Source organism: Ruegeria sp. CDSA246, assembly GCF_059611225.1.
On record NZ_JBXWPD010000008.1, the window covers coordinates 198,188 to 212,780 of the forward strand.

A 14,593-nucleotide genomic window follows, 5' to 3' on the forward strand; every position below is an offset into this window, starting at 1 on the left:
CTCAGGCTCCCTTGTTGCGGCGAGCCTTCTTCGCCTTCAACATCTCAATCAATTTGCGCGCATAGCCGGGCTTGTTGTCCTGCTTGGCACGTGCCACGGCCAGCGCGTCGGGTTCTACATCCCGCGTGACGACTGTACCTGTTGCGGTCATCGCGCCGTCACCGACAGAAACGGGGGCAACTAGCATAGTGTTGGAGCCGATAAAGACGTTCTCTCCGATGGTCGTCTGGTGCTTCATCACGCCGTCATAGTTACAGGTGATCGTCCCCGCGCCGATATTGGTCGACGCTCCAACAGAGGCGTCGCCGACATAGCTGAGGTGGTTGACCTTAGCGCCTTCAGCGATCTGGGCATTCTTTGTCTCAACGAAATTGCCGATACGGGTGTTTTCGGCCAGTTCTGTACCTGGGCGCAGGCGCGCGTAGGGGCCGACGATGGCGCCGCGGCTAACATGGCAGCCTTCCAGATGTGAGAATGCACGGATCGTCGCGCCGCTTTCGACGGTAACGCCGGGGCCGAAGACGACGTTGGGTTCGATCACCGTGTCTCGACCTACGATCGTGTCAGCGGACAGATAAACCGTTTCGGGGGCCATCAGCGTCACGCCCAAAGCCAACAACTCATTGCGCGCACGGGTCTGAAACTCGGCATCGGCCGCAGCCAGATCAGCACGAGAGTCCACGCCCAGCGTTTCAGCCTCATCGCATTTGATGGCAGTTGCCGACAGACCGCGCGCATTTGCCAGTGCCACGATTTCGGTCAGGTAGTATTCACCCGAGGCGTTATCGTTGCCGACCGCGTCAATCAATTCGAACAGTACTTTTGCGTTGCAGGCCAGTAATCCACTGTTGGTAAAGCGTATGGTGCGCTGTTCTTCGGTTGCGTCTTTGTACTCGACGATTTCGACCAGTTTTTCGCCATCCATGATTAATCGGCCATAGCGGGGCTGAACTTCGGCAATATCAAAGCCCAGCATGACCAGATCAAAGGATGCGCGCGCCTCAATCATACGCTCCAGTGTTCTGGGGTCGATAAAGGGCGTGTCGCCGTAAAGGATGATCACATCGCCATCGAAATCGGCCAGTGCATCCCGCGCCTGCGCAACTGCATGCGCTGTTCCAAGCTGTTCTTTCTGAACGACAATCTGCGCGGCTTCATCCTCGGAAGTGGCGGTCCTAGCAACCTCCTCAGAGCCGTGACCAGTGACAATAACGGTTCGTTCGGGTGACAGCACCGCACCGGCGCGCATCGCGTGCACCAACATCGGCGTTTGGGCAATCGGGTGCAAAACTTTCGGGGTATCCGAATTCATCCTGGTGCCTTTTCCGGCGGCAAGGATAACAAGGGCGATGGTCATAAAAACGATTTCTCTTTGTGTTTTGTTGCGGCCCGTTTTATCCGCTGAGTTCAAAGTCGCAAGCGGTTCGGGCATCAAACAAGATTGCCGTTTGCAACACTTATGGCGAAGTCTCGCCGAATTAGGGGGCAAAATGCGTACGGTTATCTTCGATCTGGACGGGACCTTGGCCGATACATCGGGCGATTTGCTGGCCGCCGCCAACCACTGTTTTCGGCATATGGGGCATGGGGATGTGTTGGTTCACGGCGAAGATGCGGGCGTTGCGCTGCGCGGTGGCCGAATGATGCTGACCCATGGGTTGAAACGGGTGGGCGCTTATGACGATGCAACGGTTCAAGACTACTACCCGATGCTGCTTGAAGCGTATTCCGACGATATCGACACGCATACCCATTTCTACCCTGGCGCGCTGGACGCAGTGGAAAAGTTGAAGTCCGCAGGTTACGGGGTTGGCATCTGTACCAATAAGCCTGAAGCCTTGGCCCATCAGTTGCTCACGCAGATGGGAGTGCGTGACCTGTTTGCCTCTTTAGTTGGTGCAGACACGCTGTCGGTGCGCAAGCCTGATCCGGAGCCGTTGCGCGAAGCTGCACGCCGGGCGGGTGGTCATCCTGATTTATGTGTTCTGATAGGCGATTCCGACACTGACCGAAACACGGCCCGTGCCGCGGGTGTGCCGTCGGTATTGGTTACCTTCGGCCCGTCCGGCGATGATATGGCCGCGCTGGAACCCGAAGCTCTGCTGCACCATTTCCATGATTTGCCAGAATTGGTTGCAGAGTTGATTGGCTTGGCCGCGTAATCCCTTGACCCGAACGTTTTGCAGGACCAGAACACTCTTATGACCGAGATATTCACTGGCAGTTTCACCCAGCAGGAACCCATCCCAGAAGAGGCGGTTGAGGCCGCTCTGGCCGTACTGCGCCACGGGCGTCTGCATCGTTATAACGTCGTACCTGGCGAATTGGGCGAAACCGCCTTGCTGGAACAGGAATTTGCCGGCCAGACAGGTGCCAAATACTGTCTGGCCGTGTCCTCGGGCGGCTATGCGATGGCAACGGCGCTGCGGGCCGTGGGGGTCAAACCGGGGGACCCGGTGCTGACGAACACGTTCACTCTGGCACCTGTGCCCGGATCTATTGCTTCGGTCAGTGCGCGCCCGGTTTTTGTGGGCGTGACCGAAGACCTTACGATTGATCTGGACGATCTCGAAACCAAACTGGATCAGGCCCGCGTTTTGATGCTGAGCCATATGCGTGGCCATCTGTGTGACATGGATCGGCTGATGCAGATGTGCGATGCCGCAGGTGTCACGGTGATCGAGGATTGCGCCCACACAATGGGCGCTGCATGGCGTGGGCAGGTTTCGGGCCGGCAAGGCGCGATTGGCTGCTATTCCTGCCAGACTTACAAACACGTCAACTCGGGCGAGGGCGGATTGCTGGTCACCGATGACGAGGAGCTGGCGGCGAAGGCGACGATGTTATCAGGGTCATATATGCTCTACGAACGGCACTTGGCGGCACCAGACCCCGAGGTGTTCGAGCGGATCAAATATCACACCCCGAATGTCTCGGGTCGGATGGACAATCTGCGGGCCGCAATCCTTCGCCCGCAATTGCGCGATCTGGATCGGCAGATCGAACGCTGGAACGAGCGCTATTTTGAAATCGAAAAAGGCCTGCGCGATACGCCGGGTCTGAGCGTTGTTGACCGGCCAGAGGCCGAGACGTTTGTCGGTTCCTCGATCCAGTTCCTGCTGCTCGATTGGTCGGCAGAGCGGGTAAACGAGGTTATCCAGCGATGCGCGGCACGCGGGGTCGAACTTAAGTGGTTCGGCGGGGCTGAGCCGAGCGGTTTTACGTCGCGCTATGACAGCTGGCGATATGCCGACAGCGCGCCTATGCCCAAAAGTGATCGAATCCTCGCCGGGATCGTCGACATGCGTGTTCCGCTGACCTTTTCGCTTGAGGATTGTGTGCTGATCGCACGGATTATTCGGTCCGAAGTCAGCGCTGTCTTTCAGTCGTAATCCAATCGAGTGCGCGCGACGCGCACGCTTTATTTGTATGAAACCGCCGCCCCGATCAGGGCGGCGGTTTGTTTTTGGGACGCCGTCGTTGACCCAATTCAGATTCGCTGCTATTTATTGAACAACTGTTCATTAATGCGAAAGAGGAGATCGCTTATGTTCACGGCGGCCATGCAATTTGATCTGGGCGAGGACGTGAATGCCCTGCGCGAAATGGTGCACCGTTGGGCGCAGGAGCGGGTCAAGCCGATGGCGGCTGACATCGATGCCGCGAACGCATTTCCAAACGAGCTTTGGAAAGAGATGGGCGATCTGGGTTTGCTCGGCATCACTGTGTCCGAGGAATACGGTGGGGCAGGGATGTCCTATCTGGCCCACACCGTTGCGGTGGAAGAGGTTGCGCGTGCGTCAGCCTCGGTCTCTCTGTCTTACGGCGCGCATTCGAACCTGTGCGTCAATCAGATCAAGCTGAACGGTAGTGACGAGCAAAAGGCGAAATACCTGCCGCGCCTGATCTCGGGCGAACATGTTGGTGCGTTGGCCATGTCCGAGGCTTCCGCCGGATCCGACGTTGTGTCGATGAAGTTGCGTGCTGAAAAACGCAATGATCACTACCGGTTGAACGGCAACAAATACTGGATCACCAACGGGCCGGACGCGGATACGCTGGTCGTATATGCCAAGACCAACCCGGAGGCCGGATCGAAGGGCATCACCGCGTTTCTGATTGAAAAAGAGATGAAGGGCTTCTCGACCTCGCCTCATTTCGACAAGCTGGGGATGCGCGGGTCGAACACGGCCGAGCTGATCTTTGAAGATGTCGAGGTGCCGTTCGAAAACGTTTTGGGCGAAGAGGGCAAAGGCGTTGCGGTTTTGATGTCCGGGCTGGACTACGAACGTGTGGTTCTGGCCGGGATCGGGACCGGCATCATGGCGGCCTGTCTGGATGAGATCATGCCCTACTTGGCCGAGCGTAAGCAGTTCGGCAAACCGATCGGCAGCTTTCAACTGATGCAGGGCAAGATCGCCGATATGTACACCGCGATGAACTCGGCGCGGGCCTATGTCTATGAGGTTGCCAAGGCTTGTGACCGGGGGGATGTAACCCGTCAGGATGCGGCGGCGTGCTGTCTTTATGCTTCAGAACAGGGCATGTCGCAGGCGCACCAGGCCGTTCAGGCGATGGGCGGGGCGGGCTTTCTGTCCGACTCGGCGGTCAGCCGAATCTTCCGCGACGCAAAGCTGATGGAGATTGGCGCGGGCACCAGCGAAATCCGCCGGATGTTGATCGGGCGTGAACTGATGAACGAGATGCGCTGAGAGAAGAAAACGCTTCGCAGACGAGGGAACTGCGAAGCGCTTTCCTTGTAAGGATCAGAACTTATGAACGTAGGATACACCGACAAGGAAGGGATCGATATCGGCTTTGCCGATCTTGGTTCCGTTCAGTTTGACGTCAGTATCGATATCAAACCAACGTACGTTCAGACGGACAGCACCATTGTCCGAGACCATGTAGTCCAGACCGGCCTGCAGCGAGACACCGAAAGAGTCATCAACCTTCAGATCGCCCAGTGCGGATTTCTCGTCGAAGAAGATGGTGTAGTTCAGACCGGCGCCGACATAGGGCTTCCATGCGCTGTTGGTCGGGAAGTGATAGTTCAGCGACAAGGTGGGCGGCAGGTGCTTGACGGTTCCGGCCTCGGCGCTTCCGCCCAAGGTCACAGTGTGCTTGAACGGTGTCGCGGCCAGCAGTTCGATGCCCAGATTGTCACGGATGAAATACTCGGCGGTGAAGATCGGGCGGGTGTCCGAGTCGATCTCGGCCTTTTGTCCGGCCAACGTGCCATTGTCGGATTTGGGGTTGAGGTAACCGACACCGACACCGACGGTCCAATCCCCCTGCGATTGGGCAAAGGCGGGGGCGGCAAGCGCCACCAGCGCGGTGGAAAGTGTCAAAGCGGCGAGTTTGTTGGTCATGGTCTTGCCTTTGGTTCAGTTGATGAGATCGAATTGACAGCCGCGCGGTCCGCGCACTCTGATCTGCATCAAGTTTGTGTGATGGGGTCATCGGAGGCTTCTCCGGTAAGGCCCTTGAAAATAAGGGAATTGCAGCGTGCCAGAAGCTAATCGCATACCGGGTTTGCGTTCAGCGGGGGGCTGGGACGTGCCATCTCGTTTGAACATGGCGCGCCAGTGTCTTGATCACGCACCGGATCAGGTTGCAGTGATCGACTTGACCGGAATCGAAGAGCGGCGCGTCACCTACGGGCAGCTTGCTGAAATGACAGACGGCATCGCGCGCGCACTGTCGAAGAAAGTGCAGCCGGGGGATCGCGTGGGCGTGCTGCTCAGCCAGTCACCGTGGTGTGCGGCGGCGCATCTGGCGATCTGGAAGATCGGCGCCATCTCGGTTCCCTTGTTCAAACTGTTCAAGCAGGATGCTTTGCGATCCCGAGTGGGTGATGCCGGGGCGCAGGTTGTGCTGACCGACCCGGACGGCGCGACGCTGGTAAGCAACTTGGCAGAACCGCTCATGGCGGACCAGATTGGTGAAGACGGGGGCGTTGTGCCTTTTGCCGACACCGGGCCAGAGGATCCGGCGGTGTTGATCTACACGTCCGGGACCACGGGCAGCCCGAAAGGCGCGTTGCATGGCCACCGGGTGCTGACCGGCCACCTGCCGGGGGTTTCGATTAGCCATAACAACCTGCAAGAGGGCGACTGCCTCTGGACACCGGCCGATTGGGCCTGGATCGGTGGGTTGTTCGATGTGCTGATGCCTGGTCTTGCGCTGGGCGTTCCGGTTGTGGCGGCCCGGCTGGACAAGTTCACCCCCGAAGCCTGCACCAATGTGATCGCGCGCGGCAGTGTGCGGAACGTGTTCTTTCCCCCAACGGCCCTTCGGATGCTCAAGGCCTCAGATCAGGCGATTTCCGGGCTACGCTCTGTAGCGTCGGGAGGGGAGCCGCTGGGGGCCGAGATGTTAGCCTGGGGGCAACAGGCGTTTGGTCTGACGATCAACGAATTCTACGGGCAGACCGAATGCAACATGGTTGTCTCTTCCTGCTCAGATGACTTCCCGGTGCGGCCCGGCTGCATAGGCAAACCGGTCCCGGGCCACGAAATTGCGGTGATCGACGAGGACGGTAACCGGACCGCTGATGAGGGTGACGTGGCCATCCGGCGAGGCTCGGCCTCAATGCTTTTGGAATATTGGAACCGACCCGAGGCAACGGCTGAGAAGTTTCGTGGCGACTGGCTGATCACCGGCGACCGTGGCGTTTGGGAGGGTGAGTACCTGCGTTTCGTAGGGCGCGACGATGATGTCATCACCTCGTCCGGTTATCGTATCGGCCCGGCAGAGATCGAGGATTGCCTGCTGACCCACCCGGCGGTGGCGACGGTCGGTGTGGTCGGAAAACCTGACAAGCTGCGGACCGAGATCGTCAAGGCATATGTGGTGTTGAAACCGAATGCTGAGGCTGAGGAACGAGAGTTGCAAGACTGGGTTAAATCTCGCCTTGCGCATTATTCTTACCCTCGTGAAGTGGCTTTTGTGCAAGAGTTGCCTTTGACCGTGACCGGAAAAGTAATCCGAAAGGAATTGAAACGTCGCGCGTCTGAGGAGGAATGTCATGCCGGATAAATCCAGCGTCAGAACGGGAATTGAATTTAGCGCCACCGCAATTGCGGTCATTGGCGCTGTATGGGCAGGCAAGGCGTATTTCGAAAACTGGATGCAGGACACGATCGATAACGCGGTCGAAAACAAGGTTGTCATACTTGAGCAACTGCAACTGGCTGACCTTCTGGTTTATTATGGCTATCCGGACGAGGCCATCTCAGAACTCAAGCTGATCAGCGATAGAATTTCCGGTCTTGAAGGCGGCAACAAACGCAAAATTGCATTTTATGACAACTATTTGGACGCGGTTGCGCAGTCAGATAACACCTTGAAATACGAACCGGAAATCCGGTTGCTTAAAGATGTATTCAGTACCGAAATGCAGACCGACGGTTGGCATGATGAATACCTCGCATACGTCTCGATGTTCCTGCCGGAGGCCCGCGGAGACGATGCATTCTTTGATGCCCAGGTCATCGGGCGGCTTAACCTCGCGGTGCATCAGTACGAAGTCGAGAGCGACTTTGAGGGGCTGGAAAGTGCGTTCCATACTCTTGCGCTTGCCTATTTGTGTCGCGGTGACCAGGCAAGTGCGCAAGCCTCTATTGAACGTGCTGCTGAGATGCTGCCGTTCGACTATTACCTGATTTACCCGCTGATGGGCGTTGACACGATTTCTGAGGATCCAGAGATCGAAAAGCTGAACGCTGTCTGCCCTCAAAACGTATCCCGAGGCTATGGCGAGCTTTTGCAGGAACTTGGCTCGGGTGAGAATCCATTTCGCGACTTGATAAGAGAGTACTCTGAATGAAGCTGCAATCTGCTGCTCTGCCTTCGTCTCAAGGTTTTCAACAAAACCGCGCGGCTCATCTCGACGCGTTGGCGCAAATCGCCGACGCCGCCGACGTCGCACGCATGGGCGGAGGCGAGAAATCCCGCGCACGGCATGAATCGCGGGGCAAGATGCTGCCGCGGCGTAGGGTGGCGAACTTGCTGGACCCGGGGTCGCCGTTCCTTGAGATCGGCGCGACGGCGGCGCACGGGATGTATGGCGACGCTGCGCCCTGTGCCGGGGTCATTGCAGGGATTGGCCGGGTGCAGGGGCAAGAGGTCATGGTGGTGTGCAACGATGCCACCGTGAAGGGCGGCACCTATTATCCGATGTCAGTCAAAAAGCACCTGCGCGCGCAAGAGATTGCTGAAGAAAACCAACTGCCGTGCATTTATCTGGTCGACAGTGGCGGCGCGAACCTGCCCAATCAGGATGAGGTGTTCCCCGATCGCGATCACTTTGGCCGCATCTTCTATAATCAGGCGCGGATGAGCGCGAAGGGCATCCCGCAAATCGCTGTGGTGATGGGGTCGTGTACGGCAGGTGGAGCTTATGTGCCCGCGATGTCGGATGTAACGATAATTGTCCGGGAACAGGGCACCATCTTTTTGGCCGGACCACCTTTGGTTAAGGCCGCGACGGGTGAGGTGGTCAGCGCCGAAGATCTGGGGGGCGGAGATGTCCATACGCGCCTGTCCGGGGTGGCTGATTATCTGGCCGAGGATGACGCCCACGCGCTGGCTTTGGCGCGGCGGGCTGTCGGATCGCTGAACCGGCGCAAGCCACAGACGGTGGATTGGGCCAACCCCGAGGATCCGGCCTATGACCCCGAAGAAATTCTGGGCGTCGTCCCCGCCGATCTGCGCACGCCCTATGACATTCGCGAGGTGATCGCGCGGTTGGTCGATGGCTCGCGCTTTGACGAATTCAAGCCGCGCTTTGGTGAAACGCTGGTGACCGGTTTCGCTCATGTCAAAGGCTGCCCGGTCGGGATCATCGCCAATAACGGCGTGCTGTTTTCCGAGGCCGCACAGAAGGGCGCGCATTTTGTCGAGCTGTGTTCGCAGCGCAAAATCCCGTTGGTATTCCTACAGAACATCACCGGATTCATGGTGGGTCGCAAATACGAAAACGAAGGTATTGCGCGGCACGGGGCCAAGATGGTGACTGCGGTCGCGACGACCAATGTGCCCAAAATTACGATGCTCGTGGGTGGCTCGTTCGGAGCAGGGAATTACGGCATGTCAGGCCGCGCCTACCAACCGCGGTTCCTGTGGACATGGCCAAACTCGCGCATTTCCGTGATGGGTGGAGAGCAGGCGGCAGGTGTTCTGGCCACTGTAAAACGCGACGGGATTGAACGTCAGGGCGGAACTTGGTCGGCGGAAGAAGAGGCCGAATTCAAGCGCCCCACGCTGGAGATGTTCGAAGAACAATCCCACCCGCTCTATGCCTCGGCTCGACTGTGGGACGACGGAATTATCGACCCGCGCAAAAGCCGGGACGTGCTGGCCTTGTCGTTGAACGCGGCACTGAATGCGCCGATTGAGGAGACACGCTTTGGCGTGTTCAGGATGTAAGATGAGCACCGACCTGGAAATAATAAAAGCGCGTTACCCCGATGCACAGACGTTCAAATTCGGCGACAGTGCAATCCTGAGTGCCGAGCTTTTAGCGCTGGTTCGGGCAGGGCAAAAAACGGCAACCTGCGGCGCTCTGCGCGATTATCCCGAAGGCAGCCTTGATACCCCGGTTGTTGGGCGGCGCGACATTGCTCTTGAATGGGATGATCGCCCAGCGTTGGTGATTGAGACGATCGAGGTTTCGATCTGCCGCTATTGCGACATGACCGAAGACTTCGCCTTGGCCGAAGGTGAAAACGAAACGTTAGACGGGTGGCGCGAGGATCACCGGCGTTACTTTGAGCGTAACGGCGGGTTTGATCCCGAGATGGAATTGCTTTGCGAACGGTTCCGCCTGATCGAAGACCTGGTGGATAAGGGCTAAACTATGTTCAATAAAATCCTGATTGCCAACCGGGGCGAGATTGCTTGCCGGGTGATGGAAACCGCTCAGAAAATGGGCGTAACTTGCGTGTCTGTGTATTCTGATGCCGATGCGTCGGCCAGGCATGTGCAGATGGCGGACGAGGCTGTTCATATTGGTGGTGCGGCGCCGGCTGAGAGCTATCTCAAGGGCGACGTGATCATTCAAGCCGCGCTCGATACCGGGGCGCAGGCGATCCATCCGGGTTATGGATTTCTCTCGGAAAACCCCGATTTCGTGGATGCGGTCGCGGCGGCTGGCCTGACCTTCATTGGCCCTTCGGCGGATGCGATCCGCAAGATGGGTCTCAAAGACGCGGCCAAGGTATTGATGGAGCAGGCGGGCGTGCCGGTTGTTCCGGGGTATCACGGCGACAATCAGGACCCCGAGCATCTGGCGGGTGCGGCCGACACGATTGGCTATCCGGTCCTGATCAAGGCCGTCGCGGGTGGCGGTGGCAAAGGTATGCGGCTGGTCGAGCGGCCCGCAGATTTTACCGAGGCATTGGACAGCGCCCGGGGTGAGGCCCGCACCGCCTTTGGCAATGATGCTGTTCTGGTCGAGAAATTCGTCTCCAAGCCCCGCCATATCGAGGTTCAGGTGTTTGGCGACGGTACCCATGCGGTGCATCTGTTTGAACGCGACTGCTCGCTGCAACGGCGGCACCAGAAAGTGATTGAAGAAGCGCCGGCCCCGGGCATGACCGTTGAGATGCGCGACGCGATGGGCCAGGCGGGCGTGCGTGCCGCCGAGGCCATCGGTTTCAAAGGCGCGGGGACGGTTGAATTCATCGTGGATGCCTCGGACGGGCTGCGTCCGGACCGGTTCTGGTTCATGGAGATGAACACGCGTTTGCAGGTTGAACACCCGGTGACCGAGGCGATCACCGGCGTCGACCTCGTCGAATGGCAGTTGCGTGTTGCAGCGGGCGAGAGCTTGCCTAAGAAACAGAGTGACCTGTCGATCCTGGGCCACGCATTCGAGGCACGGCTGTACGCTGAGGACGTGCCAAAGGGCTTTCTGCCGGCGACCGGTACACTGACCCATCTGCGCTTCCCGGCAGCATGCCGCGCCGATAGCGGCGTGCGCGCGGGTGACACAATCAGCCCCTGGTACGATCCGATGATCGCGAAGGTGATCGTGCACGGCCCCACACGCGCTGTCGCATTGGAACAGCTGCACCGCGCCCTTAAAGGCACCGAGGTTGCTGGGACGGTCACGAACCTTGGCTTTCTGGGCGCACTGACACGGCATCCTGGCTTTGCGGCCGGTGATGTTGATACTGGCCTGATTGGTCGCGATCTGGACGCGCTGGCCGGTGCAGTGCCGATCCCGGCGTCTTCGATCGTCGCGGCCGCGATGACAGCTTTGGAGCTGGTGGATACCGATGAGGAAACCGGGTTTTCGCTATGGGCCCCATTGCATCGCGCGGTCCAGTTGCGGGCAGGTGATGATATTGATCTGGACGTTCAGGTAGAAGGTCAGAACCGTCAGGTCTGGCAGGTCGGAGAACACACGATCCTTGCCCAGCGCGGTCCGGGCGGTTGGATGATCGGCGGAGCCCCTATGCCGCGCGTGTCTGTCTCGGGTTCGCAGATCACAGTTTTTGAAAACTATGGTCAAGTCCTGGAAATTGTTGATCCATTGGACCGCGATGCTGATGCCGCTGGCGACACCAATGTGATTGAGGCCCCGATGCCGGGTCTGGTCAAAGCAGTCTTTGCGCAGGTGGGTCAAGCCGTGCAGGAAGGCGACCGGCTGGCAATCCTTGAGGCCATGAAAATGGAACATTCCCTGCTGGCCGCCCGTGACGGCATCGTTGCCGAAGTGCTGGCGGATGCCGGGGCGCAGGTCGAGGCTGGGGCCGCGTTGGTCCGGCTGGAGGAGGAATGAACTGTCCCCTTTTCGAACAACGTGGCACAGTCGGATCGAATGCGGCAATCAGAGAAGGACACAGCAATGGGTGAACGGGTCGAAATCTTCGAAGTGGGTCCGCGCGACGGTCTGCAAAACGAAAAGCGCGAAATTGCCGTGGCGGAAAAAGTGGCGCTGGTCGATTGCCTGAGCAAGGCTGGTTTCAACCGCATCGAAGTGGCCAGTTTTGTCTCGCCAAAATGGGTGCCGCAAATGGCGGGCAGCGCGGACGTGTTGGCCGGGATCAAACGGGCCGACGGCGTCCGGTATGGAGCGCTGACACCAAATATGCAGGGATACGAAGACGCTTTGGCCGCAAAGGCGGATGAGATCGCGGTATTCGCTTCGGCTTCGGAAGGGTTCTCAAAAGCCAATATCAACGCGACTATTGAAGAATCCATCGACCGCTTTGCCCCGATTCTTGAAGCTGCGCGCCACATCGACCTGCCGGTACGTGGGTATGTGTCCTGCGTGACTGATTGCCCCTATGACGGACCAACGCCGCCTGAGAAAGTGGCTGAAGTTGCGGACCGGCTGTTCTCGTTGGGATGTTACGAAGTATCGCTGGGGGACACGATCGGGCAGGGCACGCCCGACACCATTGCCCATATGCTGCTGGCCGTGCGCGAACGCGTTCCGATGACGCGGCTGGCGGGGCATTTCCACGACACCAACGGACGGGCCATCGACAATATCGACGCTGCGCTGGCGCTGGGCGTTCGGGTGTTCGACAGCGCCGTTGGAGGTTTGGGTGGGTGTCCTTACGCGCCGGGCGCTGCCGGAAACGTCGCCACCGAAGCTGTTGTGGCTCATTTGGAGCGGCTTGGATATCAGACTGGCCTCGACCTTGCGGTCATCGAAGAGGCCGCGCAGATGGCACGCGCCATGCGATCCCAGTAAGGAGCAGACATGTTTGAAACGATTGCGGTGACCACGGACGCGCGTGGTGTGGCCACTCTGACCCTGAACCGTGCCGACAAGCACAACGCCATGTCGGCCCAGATGATCACCGATCTTACGCAAGCCGCGCACCAGCTTGGAACCGACGACGCCGTGCGTGTTGTTGTACTGACCGGTGCGGGCAAAAGCTTTTGTGCTGGCGGTGATCTTGGGTGGATGCAATCTCAGATGGCGGCAGAATCCGAGACCCGGTTTGTCGAGGCGCGTAAGCTGGCCGAAATGTTGCAGGCGCTGAACACGTTGCCCAAACCGCTAATCGGCGCGATCCACGGCAATGCCTTTGGCGGCGGTGTGGGATTGGCGTCGGTTTGTGACGTAGCGATCGGAGTGGAAACGGTCAAAATGGGGCTGACAGAGACCAAGCTGGGGCTGATCCCGGCCACGATTGGCCCCTATGTCATCGCCCGCATGGGCGAAGCCCGCGCGCGGCGCGTGTTCATGTCGGCCCGGGTCTTCGAAGCCGCAGAAGCTGTAGAGCTGGGCCTGCTGGCCAGAATTGTGCCCGCTGCCGATCTGAATGATGCGGTTGAGGCCGAAGTCCTGCCCTATCTTACCTGTGCACCCGGCGCGGTGGCATCGGCCAAGCAATTGGTTCGCCAGCTGGGGCCGCGCATTGACGATGCCGTGATCGACCACACGATCCGCGAGCTGGTTGACAGGTGGGAAACCGAAGAGGCCAAGGAGGGAATCGGCGCATTCTTTGAAAAAAGAAAACCTGCATGGATTAGTAAGGTTTAGGCGCCACTTGTGAAGTGGACGCGGTTGTGTGGGTGGCCTTCCGTGACAGAGCTTCGATAAGTCGAATATTAACCCCCTGTGCGTTTGTGTTCGGTTGACCCTCTGACCTCGCAGGGATAGAGAATGTCCAGTCAACACGCCAATTGACGGCGCTCCCTTTAAGGGTATGCGCAGGAAAGGAGCTGTACGTGGAAGACCTATTGCGGGAGTATCTCCCGATTCTGGTGTTTCTGGCCGTAGCTGTGGGCCTTGGAATCGTTTTGATTCTGGCGGCAGTCGTTCTGGCGGTCCGCAATCCCGACCCCGAGAAAGTCAGCGCATATGAATGTGGTTTCAACGCGTTCGATGATGCGCGGATGAAGTTTGACGTCCGGTTCTATCTGGTCGCGATTCTGTTCATCATATTCGACCTGGAAATCGCGTTTCTGTTCCCCTGGGCTGTCGGCTTCAAGGACATCAGCGATGTTGGCTTCTGGTCCATGATCGTGTTCCTGGGCGTTCTGACCATCGGCTTTGCCTATGAATGGAAGAAGGGGGCCCTGGAATGGGAGTGATGACGGGTGCAAACACCGCCGGCGTCGACAAAGAAGTCGCCACCCAGGCCCTGAATGCCGAGCTGCAGGACAAAGGGTTTCTGCTGACCTCGACCGAGGACATCATCAACTGGGCCCGCACCGGATCGTTGCACTGGATGACTTTCGGTCTGGCCTGCTGCGCGGTTGAGATGATGCACACCTCGATGCCGCGTTACGACGCGGAACGGTTTGGCATCGCGCCCCGTGCTTCCCCCCGTCAGTCAGACGTGATGATCGTGGCAGGCACCCTGACCAACAAAATGGCACCGGCACTGCGCAAGGTCTATGACCAGATGCCCGAGCCGCGCTATGTGATCTCAATGGGCTCATGCGCCAATGGCGGCGGCTATTACCACTACTCCTATTCAGTCGTGCGTGGCTGCGACCGTATTGTTCCAGTGGACATCTACGTCCCCGGCTGCCCACCGACCGCTGAGGCGCTGTTGTACGGTCTGATGCAGTTGCAACGCAAAATCCGCCGTACCGGCACCATCGTGCGCTGAGGAGG

At 58.7% G+C, this 14,593-nt stretch carries 14 protein-coding genes; 12 read left to right on the forward strand and 2 right to left on the reverse strand.

The window, feature by feature from the left end:
• Window position 1: 1 nt before the first annotated feature.
• Entirely contained in the window at window positions 2-1,357 is a 1,356-nt protein-coding gene (gene glmU, locus AC2FI9_RS12490; RefSeq protein ID WP_496768018.1) for a bifunctional UDP-N-acetylglucosamine diphosphorylase/glucosamine-1-phosphate N-acetyltransferase GlmU, read from the reverse strand.
• Window positions 1,358-1,490: 133 nt separating this feature from the next.
• Between glmU and AC2FI9_RS12495 the strand changes: the two genes are divergently transcribed.
• From AC2FI9_RS12495 to AC2FI9_RS12505, 3 genes are all read left to right on the forward strand, one after another.
• Window positions 1,491-2,162 carry an HAD-IA family hydrolase gene (locus AC2FI9_RS12495; protein ID WP_109310446.1) on the forward strand — a complete coding sequence of 224 codons (672 nt, stop codon included), beginning with the start codon at window positions 1,491-1,493 and terminating at the stop codon, window positions 2,160-2,162.
• A 39-nt stretch (window positions 2,163-2,201) separates the two neighbouring features.
• Window positions 2,202-3,392 carry a DegT/DnrJ/EryC1/StrS family aminotransferase gene (locus AC2FI9_RS12500; protein WP_496768020.1) on the forward strand — a complete coding sequence of 397 codons (1,191 nt, stop codon included), beginning with the start codon at window positions 2,202-2,204 and terminating at the stop codon, window positions 3,390-3,392.
• Window positions 3,393-3,548: 156 nt separating this feature from the next.
• Window positions 3,549-4,712 carry an isovaleryl-CoA dehydrogenase gene (locus AC2FI9_RS12505; protein ID WP_496768021.1) on the forward strand — a complete coding sequence of 388 codons (1,164 nt, stop codon included), beginning with the start codon at window positions 3,549-3,551 and terminating at the stop codon, window positions 4,710-4,712.
• A 54-nt stretch (window positions 4,713-4,766) separates the two neighbouring features.
• Here AC2FI9_RS12505 and AC2FI9_RS12510 read toward each other — a convergent pair whose 3' ends face one another.
• Window positions 4,767-5,372: an OmpW/AlkL family protein gene (locus tag AC2FI9_RS12510; RefSeq protein ID WP_496768024.1), complete on the reverse strand. Its 606-nt coding sequence runs from the start codon at window positions 5,370-5,372 to the stop codon at window positions 4,767-4,769.
• A gap of 205 nt (window positions 5,373-5,577) precedes the next feature.
• Between AC2FI9_RS12510 and AC2FI9_RS12515 the strand changes: the two genes are divergently transcribed.
• The 9 genes from AC2FI9_RS12515 (at window position 5,578) to AC2FI9_RS12555 (ending at window position 14,588) form a co-directional block, all read left to right on the forward strand.
• Complete coding sequence (locus tag AC2FI9_RS12515; protein WP_496768110.1) at window positions 5,578-7,041, forward strand: AMP-binding protein; 1,464 nt, start codon at window positions 5,578-5,580, stop codon at window positions 7,039-7,041.
• Window positions 7,031-7,831 carry a hypothetical protein gene (locus tag AC2FI9_RS12520; RefSeq protein ID WP_496768025.1) on the forward strand — a complete coding sequence of 267 codons (801 nt, stop codon included), beginning with the start codon at window positions 7,031-7,033 and terminating at the stop codon, window positions 7,829-7,831. Before AC2FI9_RS12515 ends, AC2FI9_RS12520 begins: the two co-directional genes overlap by 11 nt.
• Window positions 7,828-9,432 carry a carboxyl transferase domain-containing protein gene (locus tag AC2FI9_RS12525; protein ID WP_496738001.1) on the forward strand — a complete coding sequence of 535 codons (1,605 nt, stop codon included), beginning with the start codon at window positions 7,828-7,830 and terminating at the stop codon, window positions 9,430-9,432. Before AC2FI9_RS12520 ends, AC2FI9_RS12525 begins: the two co-directional genes overlap by 4 nt.
• A gap of 1 nt (window position 9,433) precedes the next feature.
• Complete coding sequence (locus AC2FI9_RS12530) at window positions 9,434-9,859, forward strand: ASCH domain-containing protein (protein WP_496768027.1); 426 nt, start codon at window positions 9,434-9,436, stop codon at window positions 9,857-9,859.
• 3 nt (window positions 9,860-9,862) lie between these two features.
• Window positions 9,863-11,791: an acetyl/propionyl/methylcrotonyl-CoA carboxylase subunit alpha gene (locus AC2FI9_RS12535; protein WP_496768029.1), complete on the forward strand. Its 1,929-nt coding sequence runs from the start codon at window positions 9,863-9,865 to the stop codon at window positions 11,789-11,791.
• Between the two features lie 66 nt (window positions 11,792-11,857).
• Window positions 11,858-12,712 carry a hydroxymethylglutaryl-CoA lyase gene (locus AC2FI9_RS12540; RefSeq protein WP_496768031.1) on the forward strand — a complete coding sequence of 285 codons (855 nt, stop codon included), beginning with the start codon at window positions 11,858-11,860 and terminating at the stop codon, window positions 12,710-12,712.
• A 9-nt stretch (window positions 12,713-12,721) separates the two neighbouring features.
• Entirely contained in the window at window positions 12,722-13,510 is a 789-nt protein-coding gene (locus AC2FI9_RS12545; protein ID WP_496768033.1) for a crotonase/enoyl-CoA hydratase family protein, read from the forward strand.
• Window positions 13,511-13,698: 188 nt separating this feature from the next.
• Window positions 13,699-14,064, forward strand: coding sequence for an NADH-quinone oxidoreductase subunit A (locus tag AC2FI9_RS12550; RefSeq protein WP_058274389.1), 366 nt, complete (start codon window positions 13,699-13,701; stop codon window positions 14,062-14,064).
• Window positions 14,055-14,588, forward strand: coding sequence for a NuoB/complex I 20 kDa subunit family protein (locus AC2FI9_RS12555; protein WP_037307875.1), 534 nt, complete (start codon window positions 14,055-14,057; stop codon window positions 14,586-14,588). Before AC2FI9_RS12550 ends, AC2FI9_RS12555 begins: the two co-directional genes overlap by 10 nt.
• Window positions 14,589-14,593 lie beyond the last annotated feature (5 nt).

Bases quoted from the DNA above. Each gene is read 5' to 3' on its own strand.
- glmU (WP_496768018.1), bottom strand. From the start codon at position 1,357: ATGACCATCGCCCTTGTTATCCTTGCCGCCGGAAAAGGCACCAGGATG.
- AC2FI9_RS12495 (WP_109310446.1), top strand. From the start codon at position 1,491: ATGCGTACGGTTATCTTCGATCTGGACGGGACCTTGGCCGATACATCG.
- AC2FI9_RS12500 (WP_496768020.1), top strand. From the start codon at position 2,202: ATGACCGAGATATTCACTGGCAGTTTCACCCAGCAGGAACCCATCCCA.
- AC2FI9_RS12505 (WP_496768021.1), top strand. From the start codon at position 3,549: ATGTTCACGGCGGCCATGCAATTTGATCTGGGCGAGGACGTGAATGCC.
- AC2FI9_RS12510 (WP_496768024.1), bottom strand. From the start codon at position 5,372: ATGACCAACAAACTCGCCGCTTTGACACTTTCCACCGCGCTGGTGGCG.
- AC2FI9_RS12515 (WP_496768110.1), top strand. From the start codon at position 5,578: ATGGCGCGCCAGTGTCTTGATCACGCACCGGATCAGGTTGCAGTGATC.
- AC2FI9_RS12520 (WP_496768025.1), top strand. From the start codon at position 7,031: ATGCCGGATAAATCCAGCGTCAGAACGGGAATTGAATTTAGCGCCACC.
- AC2FI9_RS12525 (WP_496738001.1), top strand. From the start codon at position 7,828: ATGAAGCTGCAATCTGCTGCTCTGCCTTCGTCTCAAGGTTTTCAACAA.
- AC2FI9_RS12530 (WP_496768027.1), top strand. From the start codon at position 9,434: ATGAGCACCGACCTGGAAATAATAAAAGCGCGTTACCCCGATGCACAG.
- AC2FI9_RS12535 (WP_496768029.1), top strand. From the start codon at position 9,863: ATGTTCAATAAAATCCTGATTGCCAACCGGGGCGAGATTGCTTGCCGG.
- AC2FI9_RS12540 (WP_496768031.1), top strand. From the start codon at position 11,858: ATGGGTGAACGGGTCGAAATCTTCGAAGTGGGTCCGCGCGACGGTCTG.
- AC2FI9_RS12545 (WP_496768033.1), top strand. From the start codon at position 12,722: ATGTTTGAAACGATTGCGGTGACCACGGACGCGCGTGGTGTGGCCACT.
- AC2FI9_RS12555 (WP_037307875.1), top strand. From the start codon at position 14,055: ATGGGAGTGATGACGGGTGCAAACACCGCCGGCGTCGACAAAGAAGTC.